The 24,933-nt window shown below is 59.3% G+C and carries 23 protein-coding genes; 6 read left to right on the top strand and 17 right to left on the bottom strand.

Translation table 11 applies throughout. The annotated features are described in order from the left end of the window. Positions 1-14: 14 nt before the first annotated feature. Together RHM69_RS26060 and kdgD are read right to left on the bottom strand one after the other, a co-directional pair. Complete coding sequence (locus tag RHM69_RS26060; RefSeq protein WP_014716914.1) at positions 15-1,460, bottom strand: aldehyde dehydrogenase family protein; 1,446 nt, start codon at positions 1,458-1,460, stop codon at positions 15-17. Between the two features lie 54 nt (positions 1,461-1,514). After that, on the bottom strand, positions 1,515-2,426 hold the full coding sequence (gene kdgD, locus RHM69_RS26055) for a 5-dehydro-4-deoxyglucarate dehydratase (RefSeq protein ID WP_003188537.1): 912 nt from the start codon (positions 2,424-2,426) through the stop codon (positions 1,515-1,517). A gap of 233 nt (positions 2,427-2,659) precedes the next feature. On the opposite strand from kdgD, the gene RHM69_RS26050 reads away from it, so the two are divergent. Then, positions 2,660-3,817, top strand: coding sequence for a hypothetical protein (locus RHM69_RS26050; RefSeq protein ID WP_014716913.1), 1,158 nt, complete (start codon positions 2,660-2,662; stop codon positions 3,815-3,817). 141 nt (positions 3,818-3,958) lie between these two features. Here RHM69_RS26050 and RHM69_RS26045 read toward each other — a convergent pair whose 3' ends face one another. The 8 genes from RHM69_RS26045 to rplM all read right to left on the bottom strand — a co-directional run bounded on the left by RHM69_RS26045 (position 3,959) and on the right by rplM (position 9,756). Next, on the bottom strand, positions 3,959-4,708 hold the full coding sequence (locus RHM69_RS26045; RefSeq protein WP_003188534.1) for a FadR/GntR family transcriptional regulator: 750 nt from the start codon (positions 4,706-4,708) through the stop codon (positions 3,959-3,961). A gap of 159 nt (positions 4,709-4,867) precedes the next feature. After that, on the bottom strand, positions 4,868-5,287 hold the full coding sequence (locus RHM69_RS26040; RefSeq protein ID WP_014716912.1) for a ClpXP protease specificity-enhancing factor: 420 nt from the start codon (positions 5,285-5,287) through the stop codon (positions 4,868-4,870). 17 nt (positions 5,288-5,304) lie between these two features. Next, complete coding sequence (locus RHM69_RS26035) at positions 5,305-5,922, bottom strand: glutathione S-transferase N-terminal domain-containing protein (protein ID WP_003188529.1); 618 nt, start codon at positions 5,920-5,922, stop codon at positions 5,305-5,307. A 148-nt stretch (positions 5,923-6,070) separates the two neighbouring features. Next, entirely contained in the window at positions 6,071-6,850 is a 780-nt protein-coding gene (locus RHM69_RS26030) for a cytochrome c1 (RefSeq protein WP_014716911.1), read from the bottom strand. Next, positions 6,850-8,061: a cytochrome b gene (locus RHM69_RS26025; RefSeq protein ID WP_003188526.1), complete on the bottom strand. Its 1,212-nt coding sequence runs from the start codon at positions 8,059-8,061 to the stop codon at positions 6,850-6,852. Before RHM69_RS26025 ends, RHM69_RS26030 begins: the two co-directional genes overlap by 1 nt. Then, positions 8,061-8,654: a ubiquinol-cytochrome c reductase iron-sulfur subunit gene (petA, locus tag RHM69_RS26020; protein WP_003188524.1), complete on the bottom strand. Its 594-nt coding sequence runs from the start codon at positions 8,652-8,654 to the stop codon at positions 8,061-8,063. Before petA ends, RHM69_RS26025 begins: the two co-directional genes overlap by 1 nt. A 266-nt stretch (positions 8,655-8,920) precedes the next feature. After that, the gene (gene rpsI, locus RHM69_RS26015) at positions 8,921-9,313 is read right to left on the bottom strand and encodes a 30S ribosomal protein S9 (RefSeq protein ID WP_002555064.1); all 393 of its coding nucleotides are present in this window, start codon (positions 9,311-9,313) and stop codon (positions 8,921-8,923) included. A 14-nt stretch (positions 9,314-9,327) separates the two neighbouring features. Then, the gene (rplM, locus tag RHM69_RS26010; protein WP_003188508.1) at positions 9,328-9,756 is read right to left on the bottom strand and encodes a 50S ribosomal protein L13; all 429 of its coding nucleotides are present in this window, start codon (positions 9,754-9,756) and stop codon (positions 9,328-9,330) included. A gap of 250 nt (positions 9,757-10,006) precedes the next feature. Here rplM and RHM69_RS26005 point away from each other — a divergent pair, with 250 nt between their 5' ends. Further along, complete coding sequence (locus RHM69_RS26005; RefSeq protein ID WP_058409862.1) at positions 10,007-11,047, top strand: NADP(H)-dependent aldo-keto reductase; 1,041 nt, start codon at positions 10,007-10,009, stop codon at positions 11,045-11,047. A gap of 144 nt (positions 11,048-11,191) precedes the next feature. On the opposite strand, the gene RHM69_RS26000 is transcribed toward RHM69_RS26005, so the two are convergent. Next, positions 11,192-12,328, bottom strand: a complete 1,137-nt coding sequence (locus tag RHM69_RS26000; RefSeq protein ID WP_019816964.1) for an acyl-CoA dehydrogenase family protein — start codon at positions 12,326-12,328, stop codon at positions 11,192-11,194. A 220-nt stretch (positions 12,329-12,548) separates the two neighbouring features. Here RHM69_RS26000 and RHM69_RS25995 point away from each other — a divergent pair, with 220 nt between their 5' ends. Continuing rightward, positions 12,549-13,469, top strand: coding sequence for a GlxA family transcriptional regulator (locus RHM69_RS25995; protein WP_172832691.1), 921 nt, complete (start codon positions 12,549-12,551; stop codon positions 13,467-13,469). A gap of 138 nt (positions 13,470-13,607) precedes the next feature. On the opposite strand, the gene zapE is transcribed toward RHM69_RS25995, so the two are convergent. The 3 genes from zapE to RHM69_RS25980 form a co-directional block, all read right to left on the bottom strand. After that, the gene (zapE, locus tag RHM69_RS25990; RefSeq protein WP_014716907.1) at positions 13,608-14,702 is read right to left on the bottom strand and encodes a cell division protein ZapE; all 1,095 of its coding nucleotides are present in this window, start codon (positions 14,700-14,702) and stop codon (positions 13,608-13,610) included. A 79-nt stretch (positions 14,703-14,781) separates the two neighbouring features. Further along, entirely contained in the window at positions 14,782-16,137 is a 1,356-nt protein-coding gene (locus RHM69_RS25985) for a tryptophan--tRNA ligase (protein WP_038448915.1), read from the bottom strand. A 16-nt stretch (positions 16,138-16,153) separates the two neighbouring features. Then, a complete protein-coding gene (locus RHM69_RS25980) occupies positions 16,154-16,783 on the bottom strand; it encodes an alpha/beta hydrolase (RefSeq protein WP_032903380.1) in 630 nt (209 codons plus the stop codon). A 146-nt stretch (positions 16,784-16,929) separates the two neighbouring features. On the opposite strand from RHM69_RS25980, the gene RHM69_RS25975 reads away from it, so the two are divergent. Next, positions 16,930-17,367, top strand: coding sequence for a YhcB family protein (locus RHM69_RS25975; RefSeq protein WP_003171734.1), 438 nt, complete (start codon positions 16,930-16,932; stop codon positions 17,365-17,367). 195 nt (positions 17,368-17,562) lie between these two features. On the opposite strand, the gene RHM69_RS25970 is transcribed toward RHM69_RS25975, so the two are convergent. The 3 genes from RHM69_RS25970 to RHM69_RS25960 form a co-directional block, all read right to left on the bottom strand. Further along, positions 17,563-19,287 carry an ABC transporter ATP-binding protein/permease gene (locus RHM69_RS25970; protein ID WP_058409861.1) on the bottom strand — a complete coding sequence of 575 codons (1,725 nt, stop codon included), beginning with the start codon at positions 19,285-19,287 and terminating at the stop codon, positions 17,563-17,565. Positions 19,288-19,386: 99 nt separating this feature from the next. Further along, complete coding sequence (locus RHM69_RS25965) at positions 19,387-19,947, bottom strand: response regulator transcription factor (RefSeq protein WP_003171731.1); 561 nt, start codon at positions 19,945-19,947, stop codon at positions 19,387-19,389. Next, positions 19,940-21,202, bottom strand: coding sequence for an ATP-binding protein (locus tag RHM69_RS25960; protein WP_003188495.1), 1,263 nt, complete (start codon positions 21,200-21,202; stop codon positions 19,940-19,942). The genes RHM69_RS25965 and RHM69_RS25960 overlap by 8 nt, the downstream gene beginning before the upstream one ends. A 205-nt stretch (positions 21,203-21,407) precedes the next feature. On the opposite strand from RHM69_RS25960, the gene RHM69_RS25955 reads away from it, so the two are divergent. Beyond that, the gene (locus tag RHM69_RS25955; RefSeq protein WP_014716903.1) at positions 21,408-22,121 is read left to right on the top strand and encodes an SIMPL domain-containing protein; all 714 of its coding nucleotides are present in this window, start codon (positions 21,408-21,410) and stop codon (positions 22,119-22,121) included. Between the two features lie 180 nt (positions 22,122-22,301). Beyond that, positions 22,302-24,932, top strand: a complete 2,631-nt coding sequence (locus RHM69_RS25950; protein WP_322255324.1) for a dermonecrotic toxin domain-containing protein — start codon at positions 22,302-22,304, stop codon at positions 24,930-24,932. Position 24,933: the final 1 nt, after the last annotated feature.

The raw sequence follows: 24,933 nt of genomic DNA, 5'->3' as shown, positions 1-24,933 counted from the left end.
CGGGGTGCTGCGTGTTACGAACCGATGTAGCTGGTTTTCACCACGGTGTAGAACTCTTGAGCATAGCGACCTTGCTCACGCGAACCGTAGGATGAGCCCTTACGGCCACCAAATGGAACGTGGTAGTCCACCCCCGCCGTCGGCAGGTTGACCATCACCATTCCAGCCTGGGAGTGGCGCTTGAAGTGGTTGGCATATTTGAGCGAGGTAGTGGCGATGCCGGCCGACAAGCCGAACTCGGTATCATTGGCCATGGCCAGCGCCGCCTCGTAGTCCGCCACGCGCACCACGTTGGCCACCGGGCCGAAGATCTCTTCACGGCTGATGCGCATCGCCGCTTCACTGTCGGCAAACAGTGTGGGCGCCAGGTAATAGCCTTCGGTGTCGCAGGTGACCAGGCCGCCACCGCTCACCAGCCGGGCGCCTTCGCTCTGGCCGATGTCGATGTATTTCATGTCCTGATCCAACTGGGCCTGGGACACCACCGGGCCAATGTCGGTACCACTATGCAAAGCGTGGCCGACCTTGATCGACTTCATGCGCTCGGCCATGGCGGCGACAAACTGGTCGTGGATCCCCGCGGTGACAATCAAGCGGCTCGAGGCGGTGCAACGCTGGCCGGTGGAGTAGAACGCACTCTGTACCGACAGCTCGACAGCCTGCTTGAGGTCGGCATCGTCGAGAATGATCTGCGGGTTCTTGCCGCCCATTTCCAACTGCACCTTGGCCTGGCGCGATACACAGCTGACGGCGATCTGACGCCCAACACCCACAGACCCGGTGAAACTGATGCCATCGACTTTCGGGCTGTTGACCAGCACGTCGCCGACCACACGGCCACTGCCCATCACCAGGTTGAACACACCGGCAGGGAAGCCGGCGCGGGAGATGATTTCGGCCAAGGCCCAGGCACAGCCCGGCACCAGTTCGGCAGGCTTGATCACCACGCAGTTGCCGTAGGCCAGGGCCGGAGCGATTTTCCACGCGGGGATGGCGATCGGGAAATTCCACGGGGTGATCAGGCCCACCACACCGAGGGCTTCGCGGGTCACTTCAACGTTGACGCCCGGGCGCACAGAAGGCACGTAATCGCCCGACAGGCGCAGGCACTCACCGGCGAAGAATTTGAAAATATTGCCGGCGCGGGTCACTTCACCAATGGCTTCGGGGAGGGTCTTGCCCTCTTCCCGGGCCAGCAGGGTGCCGAGTTCTTCACGACGGGCGAGAATCTCGCTGCCGACTTTATCCAGCGCATCGTGACGCGCCTGGATACCGGAGGTGGACCACGCCGGGAACGCGGCGCGGGCAGCGTCGATGGCCGCGTTGACTTGGGCCACGTCGGCTTTGGCATATTCGCCAATGGCGTCGGACACATCCGAGGGGTTGATGTTGGTGCAGTAGTCGGCGCCGGTTACCCATTGGCCATTGATGTAGTTCTCAAAACGCTTTGCTTGGGACACGAATCTTCTCCTGACGCAAAAGGCCGCTGATTGCTCAGCGGCCTTGTGGATAATTTATTGCGCGCCTTGCTTGTCAATCAGCGCGGCGAGGGCTTCGTACTCTTCCGGCAGCAGGTCGGTCAGTGGCGTGCGCACGGGGCCGGCGTCATAACCGACGATTTTCGCACCGGCCTTGACGATGCTCACCGCGTAACCGGCCTTGCGATTACGGATATCCAGGTACGGCAGGAAGAAGTCGTCGATGATCTTGCCGACGGTGGCGTGATCTTCGCGGGCAATGGCGTGATAGAAATCCATCGCCGTCTTGGGGATGAAGTTGAACACCGCCGAGGAGTACACCGGCACGCCCAGGGCCTTGTAGGCTGCGGCGTAAACCTCTGCGGTCGGCAAGCCACCGAGGTAGCTGAAACGGTCGCCCAGGCGACGGCGGATCGACACCATCAACTCGATATCGCCCAGGCCATCCTTGTAGCCGATCAGGTTCGGGCAGCGCTCGGCCAGGCGCTCCAACAGCGGTGCGGTCAGGCGGCAGACATTGCGGTTGTACACCACCACGCCGATCTTGACCGACTTGCACACGGCTTCAACGTGGGCGGCAACCCCGTCCTGGCTGGCTTCGGTGAGGTAGTGCGGCAGCAGCAGCAACCCTTTGGCGCCGAGGCGTTCGGCCTCTTGGGCGTACTCGATGGCTTGGCGGGTAGCACCGCCCACACCGGCCAGGATCGGCACGCTGGACGCGCAGGTATCCACGGCGGTTTTCACCACCTGGGAATATTCGCTGGCCGCCAGGGAGAAAAACTCACCTGTGCCGCCTGCGGCGAACAAGGCGCTGGCGCCATAAGGGGCCAGCCATTCCAGGCGCTTGATGTAACCCGCCTGGTGGAAATCACCCTGGGCGTTGAAATCGGTCACCGGGAAAGACAGCAGACCGTGGGAGAGGATGGACTTCAGTTCTTGTGGATTCATTATTCGAACACCCTGGGCGAAAACTTTCTAACGAAAGGTTGTTGTTGGTTTTGATGATGTCGTACGTCATCGTACAACTATAAATAAATTCGTCAACTGCAATTCATCCGGCGTACTCCTGCGAAGGCCTAAGACGCGGCTCTTGACGTAGGAATTTTCTCACCTATGATTTAGATAACTGTATATATATACAGTTATCACGGAAGAATCCTACGACATAGCAAGGAGCTAACATGTCAGGTCTTGAACTCGCAGCACCCGAAAAAAACCCGCCTACCCTGCGTTTCGAAGGCGGTGAACACACCGCCATCGGCGATGACACCCTGCTTCGCTTCAGCAAGGACGCCCCGGCCATCCCTGCGCGCCAAGTCGAACTGCACCTGCCCAACGGGCTCGCGCTGACCTATGGTCAAGTAATCGCCCTGGGCGGCGACTTCTATGGCATCCCCGGCCAACCGATCAGCGATGGCAACTCCCCGTCCGAGCGCGTGCAACGCTTCACCGCCGCTTTCAACTCTCTCGCCGTGTTGCCCGCTTCACGGCAAGAAGCGCAGAAGATCCTGGCGGTGATGCAAAAGGAGATCAACGCCGTCAACCAGGCGATCAAGGACGGCAAACAGCCGCACGAAGCCTACGACGCCCTGGGTGATACGTTGTCCGAGGAGTGGAACCGCATCACCGGCGGCGGCAGCGCTGTTTCGGCCCTCGTGCCACTGGGCCGCTACTTGAAACTGGCAGCCGACAACGCCGACCACTTCGGTGAGTGGGCCTTGTCGGCCTACATGGCCGGCCATACGGCAGCACTGCAACAGGCAGTGGTGGCCCATCAGACCGGCACCGACCAGGCCCTGGAATTGGCTTACGCCATGAACAGCTTTGCCGATCACTTTTTGACCGATCTGTTTTCCGCCGGCCACCTGCGGGTACCGCGCAAACAACTGGCAGCGGTGGTGACGCCTGGAGAACTCGGCTCGCTGATCAGCCGCTTCATGCACGATGAAGACAGTAAATTCGGGCTCAAGGTGCGCAATGCCATGGGCGCTCAGTGGCATGCCTACGGCGACAAGCGCTACTTCGACAGCATTGACGCCGACAATCGCGTGCAGGTCAAACGGGCGGTACAGGCCTCGGCAGATGAAATCTTCGAAACCTTCATCAGCGGCATCGCGCCCTCCCCGGCTGAGTTCAAGGCACCGCTGTATGTGCCCGACCTGAACGCCGCGCAGAACCCGGCGAATAACTTCTCGCCGCTGTTCAAGATGGAGGGGGACAAGGTGCTGCGGCGCAAGGACGTCAACGATTTGAACGACAAGCACTGGACCAATGATTGGTGGGGATGGAGTACGTACTTATTGCTTAAGGACTACAAGCCAAACCAACCCGCCAACTAACGGCTGGCATGATCGTTCCCACGCTCTGCGTGGGAATACAGCCTATGACGCTCCGCGTCACCCTGCGAGGGCTTGAGAAATTCACGCGCATCGGGACGCGGAGCGTCCATAGAGGCGTTACCACGCAGAGCGTGGGAACGATCAGCCCCGCTGCGCCTCTGCCTCTTCATGGGCATGGCGCAGTCGCTCGCGACTGTTGGTCAAATGCAAGCGCATCGCCGCCCGTGCCGCATCCGAATCCTGGCGGGCAATCGCCTCGTAGATCTCTTCGTGTTCGCGGCTCAAGCGGCTCATGTAGTGCTGTTGGTCATCATGGGCCAGGCGCGCCGAATTCAGGCGGGTACGCGGAATGATGCTGGTGCCCAGGTGGGTCATGATGTCGGTGAAGTAGCGGTTGCCGGTAGACAGCGCAATTTCCAGGTGGAAGGCAAAGTCCGACGCCACCGCATCGCCGGCGTGGGCCGCACTTTCATTCAAGGCATCGAGGGCCGCACGCATGGCCGCCAGTTGCTCATCGCTGCGACGCAGCGCCGCGAGGCCCGCAGACTCCACTTCCAGGCTGATACGCAACTCCAGAATCGCCAGCACATCACGCAAGGTCACCACCGTGGCCGGGTCTATGCGAAAACCGCTGGGGCTTGGCGTGTCCAGCACGAAGGTGCCGATACCATGGCGAGTCTCGACCTGCCCCGCCGCCTGCAGGCGCGAGATGGCTTCACGCACCACCGTCCGGCTGACGCCATGGGCGTCCATGATCGCCGACTCGGTGGGCAACTTGTCGCCGCGTTTGAGCTGGCCATCGCGGATCTGCTCGGACAACACCGTGACCAATTCCTGGGCAAGGCTGCGGCGCTTGCGGGGAAGACGTGGGGCGGCGCTGGCGTTTTCCATGATGAACCATCTTTCTCGACGAACTAAAGACCGCATCATAGCCCATGGTGGTTGTACGATCACCGTTCTGGCGCGACTTTCATCCATATCCTTCACGCAAAAAAAATGCCCCGACAGACGTCGGGGCATTTTTCAGATGGGTCTGTAAGCGAAATCCGCCTACTTCACCACTTTCAAGCTTGGCCGACCGCTAGGGCGCGGCGGCTCGGTATCCGGTGGCGGTACATCATCACCGTCTTCGCCTTCGATCGTTTCGTCATCCTCTAAAGGCGACTCCAGATCGAACACCATGCCCTGGCCATTTTCCCGGGCGTAGATCCCGAGGATGGCGCCGATGGGCACGAACAGCGTATGGGGCACACCGCCGAAACGCCCTTCGAAGCTCACCGCTTCGTTGTCCATGTGAAGGTGGCGCACGGCACTGGGCGATACGTTCAGCACAATTTGCCCGTCACTGGCAAAACCCTGGGGTACCTGAACCGCAGGAAATTCGGAATTGACCAGCATGTGCGGGGTGCAATCGTTGTCCACAATCCACTCATAGAGCGCGCGGACCAGGTAAGGTCGACTGGAGTTCATCAACGGCTCCTTAAGCCTTAGCGCATATCGCGTTCGGCACCAGACAGACTTGCCTGGAAAGCCTCACGCGCAAACTGGCGCTCCATGTAATCAAGCAACGGCTTGGCCGGCCGTGGCAGTTCAATGCCCAGAATCGGCAAGCGCCAGAGTATGGGTAATAGGCAGCAATCCACCAAGCTTTGTTCCTCACTGAGGAAAAAAGGTTTATCGGCGAACAACGGCGAAACGCCGGTGAGGCTCTCGCGCAATTCCTTGCGCGCCTGCACACGAGCGGCTTCTTTGGAACGCGAATCCAGGATCACATCCACCAACCCGCACCAGTCACGCTGGATCCGATGGATCAGCAGGCGGCTGTTGGCACGCGCCACCGGGTACACCGGCAGCAAAGGCGGATGAGGGTAACGCTCATCCAAGTATTCCATCACCACGGTCGACTCCCACAACGCCAGGTCACGATCGACCAGGGTGGGCAAGCTGCCGTAAGGGTTCACTTCGATCAGCTTCGGCGGCTGACGGCCCGCCTCCACACTGATGATCTCGGCGCTGACACCCTTCTCTGCGAGCACGATACGTACTCGGTGGGAATAGTGGTCGGCGGGGTCGGAGTAACAGGCCAACCGGTTGGTCACGCCCATGGCGGTCCTCCTCGCTTGTTGAAATTATCGAAAGCTCAAAAACGAGCGCGCCCAGAAAGCATCCCTGTAACGACCGGTTCAAACCGGCGCTACGTGTTCAGAGATGCCGCTGGGCGCGCAAGATTAACAGCAATTGCTTACGGTTGGATCAATGCACATCCTTCCAGTATTCACGCTTGAGCAAATAAGCGAATACGAAGAAGAAAGCCAGGTACAGCAAGACGTAGGTACCGATGCGCTGATGCTGCAGTTTGACCGGGTTGGCCGAGTAGGCCAGGAAGGTCACCAGGTTCTTGACCTTCTCGTCGAACTGCTCTTCGTTCAGCGTACCGGTCTTGGGCACGATGGTCAGTTGATCGCACGCTTCATGGGTCAGCGGCGTGCCGGTCAACGGATCATATTGCTTCTTGCCGTCTTCAACGACCTGAACCTGCTTGCATCCTACCACTTGGCGCCCCTGCAGGCCGACCAGAACGTTCGGCATGCCGACGTTCGGGAAGACTTTGTTGTTCACGCCATAGGGGCGCGCAGGGTCTTCGTAGAAGGACTTGAGGTAACCGTAGAGCCAGTCGGTACCGCGTACACGGGCCACCAGGGTAAGGTCGGGCGGTGCGGCGCCGAACCAGGTCTTGGCGTCGGCCGGTTGCATGCCGATGTTCATGTGGTCGCCGATCTTGGCACCCGTGAACACCGCGTGGCTGAGCATCACTTCATGGGGAATGCCCAGGTCATCGGCAACGCGCTCGTACCGTTGGAACTTGGCGCTGTGGCACCCCATGCAGTAGTTGGTGAATGTACGCAGCCCATCCTGCATGGCGGCTTTGTCAGACACATCGATATCGACTTTTTCCAGCTGCGCACCATGTTCGGCAGCGAAGGACAGTAGCGGCAGTGCCGCAAGCACGAATGCAACGAGTAATTTTTTCATCAGCCAGTCACCCTTTCCGGAACCGGTTTGGTCTTCTCGAGCCGGGTATAGAACGGCATCAGAATAAAGTAGGCGAAGTACAGGAAGGTGCAGACCTGCGACAGCAACGTCCGCTCAGGGGTGGGCGCCAATACACCCAACACACCCAGGATCACGAACGAAATGCAGAACACCCACAGCCAGATCTTGCTCAGCCAGCCTTTGTAGCGCATTGACTTGACCGGGCTACGGTCGAGCCACGGCAGCACGAACAGCACCGCGATGGCCGCGCCCATGGCGATCACGCCCATGAGTTTGTCGGGGATCGCGCGCAAGATCGCGTAGAACGGCGTGAAGTACCAGACCGGGGCAATGTGCTCAGGTGTCTTGAAGGCGTTGGCCTGTTCGAAGTTAGGCTTCTCCAGGAAATAACCGCCCATCTCCGGGAAAAAGAACACGATCGAGCAGAACACAAACAGGAACACGACCACGCCGACAATGTCTTTCACGGTGTAGTACGGGTGGAACGGAATGCCATCCAGCGGGATGCCGTTCTCGTCCTTGTGCTTCTTGATGTCCACGCCATCCGGGTTGTTGGAACCCACTTCGTGCAGCGCCAGGATATGCAAGACCACCAGGCCCAGGATCACGATCGGCAAGGCCACCACGTGCAAGGCGAAGAAGCGGTTCAAGGTGATGCCGGAGATCAGGTAGTCACCACGAATCCACTGGGTCAGGTCGTTGCCGATCACCGGGATTGCGCCGAACAGCGAGATGATCACCTGGGCGCCCCAGTACGACATCTGGCCCCAAGGTAGCAGGTAGCCCATAAAGGCTTCGGCCATCAGTGCCAGATAGATCAACATGCCGAAGACCCACACCAGCTCACGGGGCTTCTGGTACGAGCCGTAGAGCAGGCCGCGGAACATGTGCAGGTAGACGACGATAAAGAACGCCGACGCACCGGTGGAGTGCAACAGGCGCAGGATCGAGCCGTACTCGACATCACGCATGATGTATTCGACAGAGGCAAACGCCTCTTCCGCCGACGGCGTGTAGCTCATCGTCAACCACACGCCAGTGACGATCTGGTTGACCAGCACCAACAGCGCCAGGGAGCCGAAGAAGTAGAAGAAGTTGAAGTTTTTCGGCGCGTAATATTTGCTGAGATGGTCTTCCCACATTTTAGTGGCGGGGAAGCGCGCATCCACCCAATCCATGAACTTGCTCATCACGCGTTCTCCTTGTCGAGGCCAATGACAATGATGTCGTCAGATTCGTAATTGTGAGGAGGAACCGGCAGGTTCAGGGGCGCAGGCTGGGATTTGTAGACGCGGCCGGCGAGGTCATAGTGGGAACCGTGGCACGGGCAGAAATAACCGCCGACCCAGTCTTTGCCCAAGTCGACAGGCGCCACTTCCGGGCGGAAGGTAGGTGAACAACCCAAGTGGGTACACAGACCAACCAGCAGCAGAATTTCTGGCTTGATCGAACGCGCTTCGTTCTTGGCGTAGGCGGGCTGGTCGGACTTTTCGGATGTCGGGTCAGACAGCTGGCCTTCGATCTTCTTCAGATTCCCCAGGATTTCCTCGGTACGACGAACAATGAAAACCGGCTGGCCGCGCCACTCAGCAATCATCTGCTGGCCTGGCTCGATCTTGCTGACATTCACCTTCACCGGTGCACCTGCGGCTTTCGCCTTGGCACTGGGAAACCATGACCCCACGAACGGGACCGCAGCCCCCACCGCTCCTGCAGCACCCACCACGGATGTGGCTGCTACCAAGAAGCGACGCCGGCCTGCATTCACGCCGTCATTGCTCATTCAGTCCTCTCCCATCAGCTTTTTGGCCTGTTAAATCAGGCGTCTACTAAGTGTTGAATCTTTACTTATAAAAATTTTGACGGATGGTAATGAAAAGCCCCACGTATGACAAGGGAATTGCCCGGGGCTCCGCCTCCAGGCCTTGTAGTATAGGGGGTCTACGGATGTGGCAAGTTGTCACGGCGAAAAATGTGCATAAATCGCAGGCAATAAAAAACGCCCAGCTCCGTGAGGAGGCTGGGCGTTTTTGTGGAACGTAAAGCGAATTAACGCTTCGAGTACTGCGGACGCTTACGCGCTTTACGCAGACCGACTTTCTTACGTTCAACTTCACGAGCATCGCGAGTCACGAAGCCAGCTTTGCGCAGAGCGCCACGCAGGGTTTCGTCGTACTGCATCAGAGCGCGAGTGATACCGTGGCGGATTGCGCCAGCTTGACCACTTACACCGCCACCGATAACGGTGACGTAGATGTCGAACTTTTCAACGGTCTCGGTCAATTCCAGCGGCTGACGAACTACCATGCGGGCAGTTTCGCGACCGAAGAAGTTGTCCAGGGAGCGGTTGTTGATCGAGATGTTACCAGTGCCCGGACGCAGGAAAACGCGTGCGGTTGCGGTTTTGCGACGGCCAGTGCCGTAATTTTGAGTCGCCGACATAATGAACTATTCCGTTAAAACTTCAGTTCTTGGGGCTGCTGAGCAGCATGAGGGTGTACAGCGCCCGCATAGACTTTCAGCTTGCGAAACATATCGCGACCCAGTGGGCCCTTAGGCAGCATGCCTTTGACCGCGATTTCGATCGGGGCTTCAGGCTTCTTGGCAATCAGGCCTTCGAAGTTGGAAGACTTGATACCGCCTGGGAAACCGGAGTGACGGTAGTACATTTTGTCGCTTGCTTTGTTGCCGGTTACACGAACCTGCTCAGCGTTGATGATGACGATGTAGTCGCCGGTATCAACGTGCGGGGTGTATTCAGGCTTGTGCTTGCCACGCAGACGGCTGGCGACTTCAGTGGCCAGACGACCCAGGGTCTGACCAGCGGCGTCGACGACAAACCAGTCGCGCTGAACTGTTTCCGGTTTTGCAGTAAAAGTTGTCATTCTTTAATAGCCTCAGGGGCCGCCTGTAAATTTAGACGGCGGATCTTACTGAATAGTGCGTACTTTGACAAGGTCAAAGGCAGCCGGATACAGACGCTATCGGGGGCTCGGGTCGGCGCGTCCGTTCAACGGCAAGATTCTTCGGCAGGCGGCGCATCACTTCCACTGCAGAAAGAGGTGGGCAATTATGCAGATTGCGAAAAAAAATTCAACCTGCTTTTATGATTGTTTTACCCCGAAGGAGTACCCGATGGATTACCGACAGCTGGGCCGCACCGATCTGAATGTCAGCGCGATCGCGTTGGGCACCATGACCTGGGGCGAGCAGAACAGCGAGGCAGAGGCCTTCGCGCAGATCGAACGGGCCAAGGCCGCGGGGATCAACTTCCTCGACACCGCAGAAATGTACCCGGTGCCGCCCAAGGCCGACACCTACGCCACCACCGAGCGCTACATCGGCAACTACTTCAAAAGCCGTGGCGACCGCGCCGACTGGATTCTCGCCAGCAAGATCGCCGGCCCCGGCAACACCATCGACTACATCCGCGATGGCCACCTGCGCCACAACCGCAAGCACATCGCCGCAGCCCTGGACGCCAGCCTCAAGCGCCTGCAGACCGAGTGGATCGACCTCTACCAACTGCATTGGCCGGAGCGCAGCACCAACTTCTTCGGCCAGTTGAGCTACAAGCACAAGGACGAAGACGACCTCACGCCACTGGAGGAAACGCTCGAAGCCCTGGATGAACAGGTAAAGGCCGGCAAGATCCGCCACATTGGCCTGTCCAACGAAACGCCGTGGGGCACCATGAAGTTCCTCGCCCTGGCCGAAGCCCGCGGCTGGCCACGTGCAGTGTCAATCCAGAACCCCTACAACCTGCTTAACCGCAGCTTTGAAGTGGGCCTGGCGGAGGTTGCCATTCGTGAGCAGTGCGGCTTGCTGGCCTATTCGCCTTTGGCGTTCGGCATGCTCAGTGGCAAGTACGAAAATGGCGCTCGCCCGGCCAAGGCGCGCCTGACCGAGTACAGCCGCTTCAGCCGCTACTTCAACCCGCAATCGGAAGCGGCGTGCAGCCGGTATGTGGCTCTTGCGCGGGAACATGGCCTGGACCCGGCGCAGATGGCGCTGGCGTTTGTGACGCAGCAACCGTTTGTGACCAGCAATATTATTGGGGCCACATCGCTGGAACAACTGGACAGCAACATCGCCAGTGCCGACATGAAATTATCGAAAGAAGTGTTGGAAGGGATTGAGGCGATTCAGAAGGATCATCCAAACCCAGCACCTTGATTGATCCGCACTGATCGTTCCCACGCTCTGCGTGGGAATGCCGCCTTGGACGCTCTGCGTCCGCTTTCAGAGTCGTGACGCGGAGCGTCACATGAGGCGTTCCCACGCGGAGCGTGGGAACGATCAATCAAGAGCACCTAACAATCAAAGTGCCCGCGCAATGATCTCCTTCATGATCTCATTGGTCCCCGCATAAATGCGCTGCACCCGCGCATCCGCCCAGGCCCGGGCAATCGGGTATTCCCACATGAAGCCGTAGCCGCCATGCAACTGCACGCACTCATCGAGCACCTTGCACTGCAGGTCGGTGGCCCAGTACTTGGCCATCGCCGCCGTGGGCACGTCCAGCTTGCCTTCCAGATGCAAGGCCATGCACTGGTCGACAAACACACGGCCAATCTGAATCTCGGTGGCCATCTCCGCCAGCTTGAACCGGGTGTTCTGGAAGTCGGCGATCGCCTTGCCGAACGCCTTGCGCTCACGGGTGTAGTCCAGGGTCCACTGCAACGCCGCTTCGGCTGAGGACAGCGCGCCAATCGCCACGGTCAGGCGTTCTTGCGGCAACTCTTGCATCAGGTAGGCAAAGCCCATGCCCGCCTGGCCCAGCAGATTTTCCTTGGGCACGCGCACATCCTGGAAGAACAGCTCCGAGGTGTCCTGGGCCTTCATGCCAACTTTCTCCAGGCGCTTACCTTTGTCGAAGCCCGGCGTGTCGGCTTCCACCAGGAACAGACTGGTACCCTTGGCGCCAGCCTTGGGGTCGGTCTTGGCGACGACAATCACCAGATCGGCCAGGTAACCGTTGGTGATAAAGGTCTTGGAGCCGTTGATCACATACTCGTCACCGTCCAGCACTGCGCTGGTCTTGACCCCTTGCAGGTCGGAACCGGCGCCCGGCTCGGTCATGGCAATGGCTGTGACCCTCTCTCCGGAGATCAACTGGGGCAGGTACTTGTGCTTCAGCGCTTCACTGCCGTAATGCAGGATGTAGGGCGCGACGATATCCGAATGCAGGGAAAAACCGATGCCGGTCAAACCCAGGCGGCTGACTTCTTCGATCACCACCGCGCTATAGAGAAAGTCCGCGCCCAGCCCGCCATACTCCTCTGGCAGGTGGGAACACAACATGCCCGCCTCCCCCGCCTGGTTCCACAAGTTACGGTCGATATAGCCCTGCTTTTCCCATTGCCCATGGAAGGGCACGGCATGCTTTTCGAGGAAAGTGCGTACGCTCTCACGGAAGAGTTCGTGCTCCGAGCTGAACAAGGTTCTGGGGATCATGGGTCACCTGCGTGGATTGTCGGACAAGGACGAGCCCACAGAGCCTATGCCCCGAAGGCGTCACGGGACACTGGACACATGCGACAAAAAATAAGACGATCCAGCCGTCTGGTGACCACTTTCCCCTATAAGAATAAATGAAATTATGTCTAACCAAATCTCCACGCCGTTGCGGCGCGTCAGCATTTTGGCCATTGATCGGGTATTCGCTTCAACCCTCATGCAAGCCAAGGATTTCTTCCATCTCGCCAGCCTGCGCCATGGCAAACAGCAAGGGCTGGGCCTGACCCCAGGGTTCGAAACGCGCCTGGTAAGCCCCGACGGCCAGTCCGTGCGCAGCTTCAGCGATGTGATCATGCCAGTGGACGGCGGCCTCGAAGACGCCGACATCATTGTGCTGCCGGCCTTCTGGGACGACTTCGATGCCCTGTGCTCCCGCTACCCGCAGGTGCTGCCGTGGCTGCGCGACCAGCACGCCCGCGGCGCCGTTCTCTGCGGCGAGGCCACCGGGGTGTTCTGGCTGGCCGAAGCCGGGCTGCTCGATGGCAAGGAGGCGACCACCTACTGGCGCTTCTTCAATGCCTTCACAGAGCGCTTCCCCAAGGTGCAGCTCAACCAGGACAAGCACCTCACGGATGCCGATAACCTGTATTGCGCCGGCGGCACCACGTCGGCCTGCGACCTTTATATCTACCTGATCGAACGCTTCTGCGGCGCCAACATCGCCCAGGCGGTGGCCCGCGACATTCTCTATGAGGTGCAGCGCAACTATTCACCGGGGCGGATCGGGTTTGGCGGGCAGAAGCTGCATCAGGACGTGATCATCCTGCAGATCCAGCACTGGCTTGAAGAGCACTTTGCCGACAAATTCCGCTTTGAAGACGTCGCCCGGGAACACGGCATGAGCATCCGCAACTTCATGCGCCGATTCCAGACCGCCACCGGTGACAAGCCGCTGCATTACCTGCAGCGCCTACGCATCGAAACGGCCAAGGGCTTGCTCTCGGGCAGCCGCAAGAGCATCAAGACCATCAGCTACGAGGTGGGTTACGACGATGCGAGTTTCTTTGCGCGGTTGTTCAGGCAGCACACGGAGTTGTCGCCCAACCAGTATCGCCAGCAATTTCAGCAGGCCGCCTGACTCCAGGCCAACACAAGCCATTGTGGGAGCTGGCTTGCCTGCGATGACGGTGTATCACCCAACCTATAATTGACTGATACACCGCCATCGCGGGCAAGCCCGGCTCCCACATTAGCTCTCCATTGAGCCGGAGATTGCTTAAGGCTTGTGGCCGCGCGACAGGAACTCGTGGGACTGCATTTCCAGCAGGCGACTCAAGGTGCGCTGGAATTCGAAGTTCAAGCGGCCGCCGGTATAGAGGTCCTTGAGTTCGACTTCCGCCGAGATGATCAGCTTGACGTTACGGTCGTAGAACTCATCGACCATGTTGATGAACCGTCGGGCGATATCGTCGGTAGTCACGCCCATCTGTTCCACACCACTCAAGATCACGGCGTGAAAGATCTTGCCCAGCTCGATGTAATCGTTCTGGCTGCGTGGCCCATCGCACAGTTGGCGGAACTCGAACCAGGCCACGTCATCGCAGGTGCGCAGCGCGATGATTTCGCGGTTCTCGATCATCAGCTTGTCGTTTTCCACCGCTTGCGTGCATTCCGGCGTCAGCGCACGGAAGCTTTTCTTCAGGCTTTCGTGCGCCGCTTCGTTGAGCGGGAAGTGGAACAGCTCGGCTTGCTCCAGATGACGCAAGCGGTAGTCGACGCCGCTGTCGACGTTGACGATATCGGTGTTCTGCTTGATCAGCGCAATGGCCGGCAGGAAGCGCGCACGTTGCAGGCCGTCCTTGTACAGGCCATCGGGCACGATGTTCGACGTGGCCACCAGGGTCACACCGTTCTTGAATAGTTCTTCCATCAGGGTGCCAAGGATCATGGCGTCGGTGATGTCGGAGACGAAAAATTCATCGAAGCAGATCACCCGGGCCTCTTGGGCGAAACGCTTGGCGATGATGGTCAGCGGGTTTTTCTCGCCCGGCAGGGTCTTCATCTCTTCGTGCACGCGCTTCATGAAGCGGTGGAAGTGCGTACGCACTTTTTCCTTGAACGGCAGCGCTTCAAAGAAGGTGTCTACCAGGTAAGTCTTGCCCCGACCCACGCCGCCCCAGAAATACAGGCCCTTGACCGGCGTGTGGTCTTTCTTGCCAAACAGCTTGCTGAACATCCCTGGCTTGCTTTGCGACGCGGCCACGAGGTCCTCGTACAGGCGCTGCAAATGACGCACGGCATTTTCCTGGGCCGCGTCGTGGAAGAACTCGGGGCGTTTCAGATCAGCTTGATATCGTTCTAGGGGCGTCATAATTTCGTTAGCAAGGCAACAAAAACGGGCCGACACTGTAACGACGGCCCCGGATAATGGCAATCAACCCTTGGTCGGGTTAATCCTCGATTGGGGTCAACGCAGCGCGCAAAGCGGCGATGGCGGCATCGCGAGATGAAATCTCTTCGAAGAAAGGCCCATCTGCGATGCAGTAGCCTTCCAGCCAGACGCTGAAGGTGGTTCCTTCTTCGCGAATATCCAGTGTCTTACCCGACTGAAGATCTTTAGTTGCAGCGCCTGCCAACTTACCATCAGAAAATTTGCGTGAAACCAGAAGCTGTTCACCGTTAGGCGCCAGCAGGCGGAAGCGGAAGCTGCCATCGTCTTCACGGAAGCTCACAAACCGCGCAGCCTTTGCCGCTTTTTTCTTGGTGGCGACCGGCGCCGCCGCCTGGTTGACGAACGAACGCAGGCCCACCGCTTCACGCAGCTCGGCCAGGAACGGTGCCGCCACAGCGCGGGCCTTCTTGGCGCCGACCTGCAGCAGGTCTTCCATGTCCGATGGGCGCGACATCAGTTGGTGGTAACGCTCGCGCGCTTCGCCGAGCTGGCCGTCGAGCAGTTGGAATAGACGGTTCTTCGCCTCGCCCCAGCCCAGGCCTTCTAGTAGCTCGCCACGGAATTGTGCTTCCTGGGCCTTGGTCGCGAACGCCTGGTACAGGGTGAACAGGTGCGAATTGTCCGGGTCCTTGGCTTCGCCTGGCGCGCGGGAGTCGGTGACGATCCGCGAGATCGCGTCCTTCATGTCCTTGGCGCTGGTGAACAACGGGATGGTGTTGTCGTAGCTCTTGGACATCTTGCGACCATCCAGGCCTGGCAAGGTGGCCACGCTTTCTTCGATCAACGCCTCGGGCATGGTGAAGAATTCTTTACCGTTGCCGAACAGGTGGTTGAAACGCTGGCCGATGTCGCGGGCCATTTCCACGTGCTGGATCTGATCGCGGCCCACCGGCACCTTGTGCGCGTTGAACATCAGGATGTCCGCGGCCATCAGCACCGGGTAGCTGTACAGGCCCATGCTGATGCCCGCATCTGGGTCTTCGCCGTTCTCCACGTTCTTGTCCACCGAGGCCTTGTAGGCATGGGCGCGGTTGAGCAGGCCCTTGGCGGCAACGCAGGTCAGCAGCCAGGTCAGCTCGGGAATTTCCGGGATGTCCGACTGGCGGTAGAAGGTCACCCGGTTCACATCCAGGCCACCGGCCAGCCAGGTCGCGGCGATTTCCATACGCGAGCGCTGGATGCGCTGCGGGTCATCGCATTTGATCAGGGCGTGGTAGTCGGCCAGGAAGTAGAAGGAATCGGCATTCGCGTCTTCGCTGGCGAGGATCGCCGGGCGAATCGCACCGGCGTAGTTGCCCAGGTGCGGCGTGCCGGTGGTGGTGATGCCGGTGAGGATACGGGTACGGGTCGTCATGGGTGATCGCTTGTCATCAATTCGAAAGGCGTGGCAGCACCAGATCCTTGAGATCGGTCAGCTTGCCGTGAAAAAAGTGTCCGCATTCTGCCACTTTCAGCAACTCATGGGGGCGTTTGAGGGCGGCGGACCAGTCGTACACCAGCTGCGGGTCAACCACTTCGTCGCTTTCCGGTTGGATCAGGGTCAACGGGCAGCCCAGCGGTAACGCGTCGGTATCGCGCAGGCGCATCACCGCAGCGGCGATCATGAACAGGTGTGCGAGCTTTTCACCTTTGGCTTCCAGGCGGCCGCCGAGGCTGGCGGCCACATATCCACCGAAAGAAAAACCGAGCAAGGTGATTGGCAGGTCCGGGTGCTTTTCCCGCAGCCAGGTGGCGGCCGCTTCAGCATCGTCGACCTCACCGGTGGCCATATCGTGAGTACCGGCACTGGCACCCACACCACGGTAATTGAAACGCAAAGTAATCAAACCCGCATCGCGGGCAGTGCGTTGCAGGGTCGAGACGACTTTATTGAGCATGGTGCCACCCTGCACCGGGTTAGGGTGGCAAACCAGCGCCAGGCCACGTGGTTCGGGGTGATCCAGGTACAGGGCTTCCAATTGGCCCGCCGGGCCATCGATCAAAACGGGGGTTTCACGCATGAGCAAGGATGAACTCCGTGACCTCTCAAGGGGTCGACTCGTCTAGCTAAAAGTCTGTGCATGGCATCATTGCGAGCTTAATCGCGGTATACAGCGCAGGTTTGAGCCGTTAACGTAAAGCAAAGCCGTTTATAGAGGAAGGACTCGTGGAACACTCGCTCTTAGTTTGGTTGTTGCCGACTCTTGCCCTGGTTGCCGGTGTCGCCATTGGTTTCCTGGTTGCCCGCCTGCTGCCGAATGCCGCGCCTAACCGCACGCAGCGTCAGCTGGATGACATTCAGGAACGTTTTGACAGTTATCAGAACGAGGTTGTTACCCACTTCAACAGCACCGCGACCCTGGTCAAGAAGCTCACCCAGAGCTACCAGGAAGTACAGGATCACCTCGCCGATGGCGCTAACCGCCTGGCCCTCGACGACATCACCCGCCAGCGCCTGCTGGCCGCGCTGCATTCCGATGCACCGCAAACCCCACGGGAACGCCTGACCCCGCCTCGGGAAAACCAGGAGCCACCACGGGACTACGCGCCAAAGACGCCGAACGCTCCAGGCATGTTGGATGAGCATTACGGCTTGAAGAAGTAAGTCATCTTCGGGCAATAAAAAAGCCCGGCTGATCGATGATCAGCCGGGCTTTTTATTAGGTGCCTGAATCATCAGACAACACCGCCTCCTGTGGGAGCTGGATTGCCTGCGATAGCGGCGTGCCCGTTGACACACCTGCCTCAGACACTCCGCCATCGCGGGCAAGCCCGGCTCCCACATCGAGCGCGCACGCGTTCAGGTCGGTTGTTGTTCCTGCAACCGCCCACCGTCGATGCGCACATGCCGCCCATGGAAACGCTTGAGGCTGCTGCGGTGGCCGACGCTGACGATGCTCAACCCCGGCAACTCATCGATCAACGCCTGGTACAAGGTTGCTTCGTCTTCTTCATCCATGGCCGAGGTTGCCTCATCCATGTATAGCCATCGCGGTGCAAACAACAGCGCACGGGCAAAGGCCAGGCGCTGTTGCTCACCCGGCGAGAGCATGCGTTGCCAGTGGTTGGCTTCATCCAGGCGATTGACCAGGTGCGGCAGGCGGCAAGTCTCCAGGACCTGTGCATAACGTTCTGCCGGATAGACGCTGTCGTCCTGTGGATAACTCAACACGGCCTTGAGCGTACCAATCGGCAAGTAAGGCTTCTGTGGCAGGAACAGATAGCGCGTCGCCGGTAAGCGAATGCTGCCATGACCGGCGGGCCACAGATGCCCCATCGCCCGCAGCAAAGTGCTCTTGCCGCTGCCGGAACGCCCGCTGAGCATGACGCGCTCGCCAGGCTCCACGGTCATGTCGGCATCAGTGAGCAGGTGACGGCCGTCGGCCAGGTCCATGCCCAGGTCCTTGATCACCAGGCGCTCGCCTTCAGGGCGCACGTCGATCGCCGGCGTACGCTGCTCGTTGTCGCTCATGGCTTGCTGGAAACTCAGCAGACGGTCGCTGGTGGCGCGCCAGGTTGCCAGTTCCGAATAGGCGTTGATAAACCAGCTGAAGTTCTCTTGCACGTTGCCGAACGCCGAGTTGATTTGCATCAGCTCGCCCAGCTCGATCTTGCCGGTGAAATAGCGCGGCGCGGCGACGATAAAGGGGAAGATGATTGCGATCTGGCTGTAGCCGGCGGTGAAAAAGGTCAGGCGCTTGGACACTTTCATGATGTCCCAGAAGTTCTGCCAGACTTTGCCGAAGCGGGTGCTCAGGCGCTGCCTTTCATTCGGCTCGCCGTTGTACAGGGCGATACTTTCGGCATTCTCACGCACCCGCACCATGGAAAAACGCAGGTCCGCTTCAAAGCGTTGTTGCTGGTTGCTCAGGCCAATCAAGCGCCGGCCGATCAGGTGCGTCAGCCAACTGCCCACGGCGGCGTACAGCAACGCACACCAGAACATGTAGCCGGGAATGGTGATGCCGAACACTTCGATGCTGCCCGAGACACCCCACAGGATGATCGAGAATGACACCAGGCTGACCACGTTACGCAGCAACCCAAGGCCCAGGCTCAAGGTGCCGGACGTAAAGTTGTTGAGGTCTTCGGAAATCCGCTGGTCCGGGTTATCGGTGTAGCCGCCCTGCTCCAGCTGGTAGTAATTCTTGTGGGCCAGCCAACGGCTGAAGTGTTTTTCGGTGAGCCAGGCGCGCCAGCGGATAGTCAGCATCTGGGTCAGGTAAAGGCGGTACACCGCGCCGAGTATCGCCACCGCCGCGATCCCGCCGAAATAGCCGATCAACTGCCAGAAGGCCGCGGTGTCCTTCTTCTCCAGGGCGTTGTAGAAGTCTTTGTACCAGTGGTTGATCCACACGGAGATCGCCACGCTGAACAGCGACAGGCCAATCACTGCGGCCAGCAGCAGCCAAGCCCTGCCCTTCTCTTCACTGCGCCAATAGGGTGTGATCATCGCCCAGGTTCGGCGGAAGAATTGCCCACGCACCGCGTCGTTGACCGCGCGATATTCAGCATTCTGATTCATCGTTCAGGCTCGGTAGGAAAAAGTCACAGGCGTTTGAACCGATCATAGGGGATCGGTTCGTGCGTCCGTGCAGCCTGAAGCGAGTTGTTCAGTCGCCGTTCAGCGTCGTACCGGGCGCTTCTGCAACTTGCGCTGCAAGGTACGCCGATGCATGCCCAAAGCGCGGGCGGTGGCGGAGATATTGCCTTCGTGCTCGGTCAGCACGCGCTGGATGTGTTCCCACTGCAGGCGGTCCACCGACATCGGGTTTTCCGGCACCAGGGTGTCGAGGTCGGCATGCTCGGACAGCAAGGCGGCCAGCACGTCGTCGGCATCCGCGGGTTTGCACAGGTAATTGCAAGCGCCGCGCTTGATCGCCTCGACGGCGGTGGCAATGCTGGAGTAACCGGTGAGGATCACCACGCGCATTTCCGGGTCGAGTTCCAGCAGCTTGGGCAGCAGTACCAGGCCCGAGTCGCCGTCCATTTTAAGGTCGAGGGCGGCGTAGTCCGGCAGGTCGGCCTGGGCGATGGTCAGGCCCTCTTCGGCAGAGCCTGCAGTGCTGACGCGAAAACCGCGCCGGCTCATGGCGCGCGCCATCACGCGGGTAAAGGTCGCGTCGTCATCTACCAGCAACAGGTGCGGCAGTTCTTCGCCTTCGACTTGGATCTCGTCACTCATCGATATCTCCTCGTGCGACACGGGGCAGGCGCAGCTCGGTGAGCGTGCCACCTTCCTCATGACTATAGAGCTTCACTGAGCCGCCCGCGCGGGTCACGCTGGCCTTGCTCAAAAACAGGCCCAGGCCGAAGCCTTTGCCCTTGGTGGTAAAGAAGGGTTTGCCGATCTGCTCGGCAATGGCCAACGGCACGCCCGCGCCGTGGTCACGAATGCTGATGGTGACGTTTTCCGCGTCCCAGTCCAACTGCACGCCGAGGCCTTCAGGGCAAGCGTCGGCTGCATTGTTCAGCAAGTTGAGCAGCGCCTGGGTCAGGTCCGGCGGTGGCGCCATGCGCGGCACGCTGCCTTGGCCCAGCAGGTTGAAACGGTAACTGGCTTCGGGACGCATCAGGTGCCAGCGGTTGAGCGCCTCATCGAGCCACTGGGTGACGTCCTGCATTTCGACCGCCAGACGGCGATTGGCTTCAGCGGCGCGCACCAGTTGCTGCAACGTCAGCTTGCACTGCTTGACCTGTTCCTGCAGCACGCTCAAATCGTCCTGCAGGGCCGGGTCGTGATGGTCCTGGGTCATTTCCTTGAGCAGCACGCTCATGGTCGCCAGCGGCGTGCCCAACTCATGGGCAGCGCCTGCGGCCTGGGTGGCGACAGCCAGCAACTGCTGGTCACGCAGGCCTTCTTCACGGCGAATGGCGCGCAGTTCTTCCTGGCGGCGCAGTTCTTCGGCCATGCGCGCGGCAAAGAAGGTGATGACTGCCGCAGACAGGGCGAAGCTCAACCACATTCCGTAGATCTGCAGGTTTTCCCGGGCGATGGGGAACGTCTGCAAGGGGTAGAACTGCGCCAACAGCAGGGTGTACAGCGTCAGCGCAATCCCCGACAGCACCACCGAATAGCGCCACGGCAGGGTGACGGCAGCGATGGTCAAAGGCACCAGGTAGTAGGAGACGAAGGGGTTGGTGGACCCACCGGAGAAGTACAGCAACACGCTGTGGATAAACAGGTCACAGGCCAGTTGCAGAGCATATTCCAACTCGGTCACCGGCCAAGTGGTACGCAATCGAATGGCGGTGAACACACACAATACGGTGGAAAAACCCAGGGTCACGGCCAGTTGCAGCCAGGGCAGCGGCAGCAGGTCGAACCAATAGGCAAGCCCGACGGAACCAGCCTGTGCGGCCAATACCAGGGTGCGAATGAACGTCAGGCGCCAAAGGTTCTGGCGAGTGGCGGAAGTCAGTTTTACGGCGGCGAGCATGAGCTCTCCCGTTGAGCGCTGCAGGCGGATCGGCACGAGTATAAACGAAGCAGACCTGCTGGCACGGCGTGTGTGGCTCTTTGACGCAGGCCGGGTAAATGACCGTTCGTCGGCGCCGGCATAACTTGTAGGTAATGTGTAAACCCGAAGAACCCAGTGCCAACGTCTACAGTCATACCGAGCACGACTATCTCAAGGAGCTTCCATGTCTCGTTTCATTCGCAGTGCAGCCATCATTACCCTCAGCGCCAGCGCCCTGGCCAGCCTGCCGGCCATGGCCGCCGATGCATTGCATTACAACCAGATCTCCCTGCGCGCCGAAGCCAGCCAGGAAGTGGCCCGCGACAAGATGATCGTCACCCTTTACACCGAATCGCAAAACGCCGACCCGGCCAAGCTCGCGGCCGAAATCACCACCACCCTGAACCAGGCCCTGGGCCAGGCGCGCGAAGTCAAAGGCGTGACCTTGCGCCAGGGCAGCCGCAACAGCTACCCGATCTACGACAGCAAGAACCAGAAGATCACCGGCTGGCGTGAACGCGCCGAGCTGCGCCTGGAAAGCGCGGACTTCCCGGCGCTGTCCAAGCTCACCGGCGAGCTGTTGAACACGTTGAAAATGGACAGCATGGACTTCGCCATCGCCGATGCCACGCGCAAGGCCAGCGAAGATGCGCTGCTCAAAGACGCCGTGGCTGCATTCAAGGCGCGCGCACAATTGGCGACCGATGCACTCGGTGGCAAGGGCTACAAGATCGTCAACCTGAACTTCAACACCAATGGCTACCCGATGCCCTACGCCCGCAATGGCGGCATGATGATGAAAGCCGCGATGGCCGATTCAGCACCGACGCCGGAAGTGGAAGCAGGTACCAGCCAGGTCAGCATGAGTGCCGATGGTGTGATCGAAGTTTTACAGTAACTTTTTAGACAGAACAAAGGCGCAGCCCCACGGGATTGCGCTTTTTTTGCGCGCACGCGCGCCGTCATATACGGCAGCACATCTCGTAGGAATCAAGTGTCCGGTTTTCACGACTCATTACTGCCATAGCTACCAGGGAGGGCTGTGCTGGCATTTATTCATACAATGAGAGCCGAATTCATGTCCCTATCACTCGATCCAACACCCTCGTTATCGCTGCCCCTCGCCGTCGCTACTGCGACATCCAACACTCAAGCTCAGGCGACGCCGGCATCGTCACCGCCCACGCCAAAGGCTGTCCAACCCGATGAAACAGCACTGCTCAAGGCCTACCTCGAGGCCGTACAACGCAAGGTGTTGCACGGCAATGCCGGGCTGATAACCGTGCCGCCCCAAAGCACTCTGGGCCAATGGCTCGGGCTGTATCGCATGCATGTGGAAAACGCCGTGGTACAGGGCTGGCTGCACGAACAACACTTCGCCCCGGACACCTTGCTTTCAATCAACCCGTCTACAGGTACCTTGTCCGCCGAGATCGAGGGCAAAACGAAAACCTTCCATCTCTCGGATACATCAGGCTGGGGACAAATTTCAGGCCCCTTGCTGGAGACCGCAAAAGTTATCGCCCCTGGCAATAACGGTGATTTGCGTGTGAGGCTGGGTAAGGACTCCATACAGGTCAGTGCAAAAGTGGTGGCCAACTTTGAAGGCGTGTCCCTTCCCCAAACGCTGTCCCAGGCTCGAACACAAATAAGGTATCTGGAACATAAAGACAGCTTCGACCCTATCCCCGCCAATGACCGCCTGCGCCCTGCCAGCAGCCGCTCTTCACAAGCGCTGCAAGTGCAAAAACACAATGCCGCCAATTACTACAGCACCGCACCACAGGCGTTGGCTTACAAGCGTTTGGCGGTTGACGTCGCCAACAACCTGCCCAATACGCGGGCAGAGGCCAAAAAGTGGGCGGATGACCTGCTGCTCAAACTCACGGGCAAACCTATCGACTCCGACACCGTGTACCTGAACCGTTTCAAAGGTGGCGAAAGTGCAGACACGGCGACCGGCTGGGAACACACATTCCAAGAGCCCTGGTCTTCGCTGCGCCTGCCCGACGCCCTGCTGAAAAACTTCTCCGAGCACGATTGGGTGCCCGGCAACCTGGACCTGGAAGCGGGGCTGTATACCCAACCTGCTGGGCAAAGCGAAAAAGGCGGCTACGGCAAGCACAACCAGATCGACCTCAAACCGTCGCAAGTGATGCATGAAAGCTGGAAGACTGACTTCCAGAGCCAAATGACCCAGAAGATCGACAACTTCTGGAACTCTCATTCCGATAGCTACCAGACGGCGATCAAAGGCGAGTTCACCTTCCAGGCCCGCAAACAATTCAAGACAGCTCAAGCATGGCCTGCAGTTGAACGTGCGCTGCAAGCACCCGAACACCAATTCACTCGTGACGACTACAAGATGGTGATGGCAGCAGTACCCGACCTGCCCCTGGATGAAAATGCACCGATCAGCGTCGACCAACTCAAAGCCAAAACACCGATAAAAGCCCCTGTACAGGCGAATGCCTTGAGCATCCACGGTTTTACCTCCAGCGACATTGTGCGATTCAGCGCGGGCGACGGTGGCCGGCAAGTGCTTTACATCCCAGGCGCCGAGCCGGCGTTTCTCAGGTTCGACTCTGCGCAAAAGCTGGAACAATGGCTGATTGATCAGGCAAAAGATCCGAAAAAAAGTGAGGCCTTGGCGAGTCACTTCCCGATGATTTATCGCCAGGACCAAACCGCCGGTTTTGCCGCCAGAGCGGCGAAAGTACTTATGCCCCTCCTGTGGTTCACCCACGTAGGCGAAACGAAAGATGGCTTGGATACACACCTGAAGAAAATGGCCAGCGGCGAACTGAAGGGACCGGCAATCGATGCAAGCCACTCGAAAATTACCGGCGACTTATTTACTACCCTGGCGACCACCACCCAGGAGCGCATGAAAAGCGATGCTGACGTGGTCATCAAGTCAAACAGCGAAGAGACTCGAGACACCTGGCTCAACGACATTACCGTGGCGGCTGGCTTATTGGCCAAACTTGCGCCGATTGCCGCACCCGTGGCCGCGGTAGCCGTCGTGACAGGATTGACCGAATTGGCGCTGGGCGCAGAAAAAACCTCGTCTGGCGACACAGTGCAAGAGCGTGACGAGGGTGCCTCCAAGGCGTTCGATGGCTTACTGAACACACTCTTCTCGGTCGGAGCCAGCTCAGTCCCCGAAGACCCTTTTGCATTGCCTCCCGAAAAAGAATTACCACTGGGTGAACCGATTACCCCAACCCCCGCCAATGAAGTCGCGGAACCACAACCGGGACCGTCCGAGGGTACGCGCGCTGGCAAACCTGCTCCACAGCCCCTGCCTGACTCCCGGTCACTCATCCCGCTGGCCAAATATGCGGTCCCTGAGGGTGAGGCATTGATAAAAAATGCCACCCGAGATGCACTGGGGGTTTATCGAATGACTGACGACACCGGGGCGTTCCGCCAATTCGTACGCCTTACTGATGAAACAGGGACGAGCAAGGTCTTTGAAATATCCGGGCGCTACAGGACCGGCGACTCATTTGCCAAAATTATTGACCCGGATACTCGCGCAGGGCTGACGGTAATAACACCCGGGCGCGATGGCGAATGGGCTCGCGCGCCCGGCGACGGGGCTGGGTTGTTTGCATGGCTACGTCGTCCAGTTTCGCCAACGCCGAGTGATGACCTGAAGTCCCCACCCACTTTTGCCGATGAATTTGTCGATATCGATGCCTGAA

The sequence above is a fragment of the Pseudomonas sp. CCI1.1 genome (genome assembly GCF_034348165.1).
Taxonomy (GTDB): domain Bacteria; phylum Pseudomonadota; class Gammaproteobacteria; order Pseudomonadales; family Pseudomonadaceae; genus Aquipseudomonas; species Aquipseudomonas paracarnis.
Note: the sequence above shows the minus strand (reverse complement) of the source record. Positions and strands in the feature narration are given on the sequence as shown.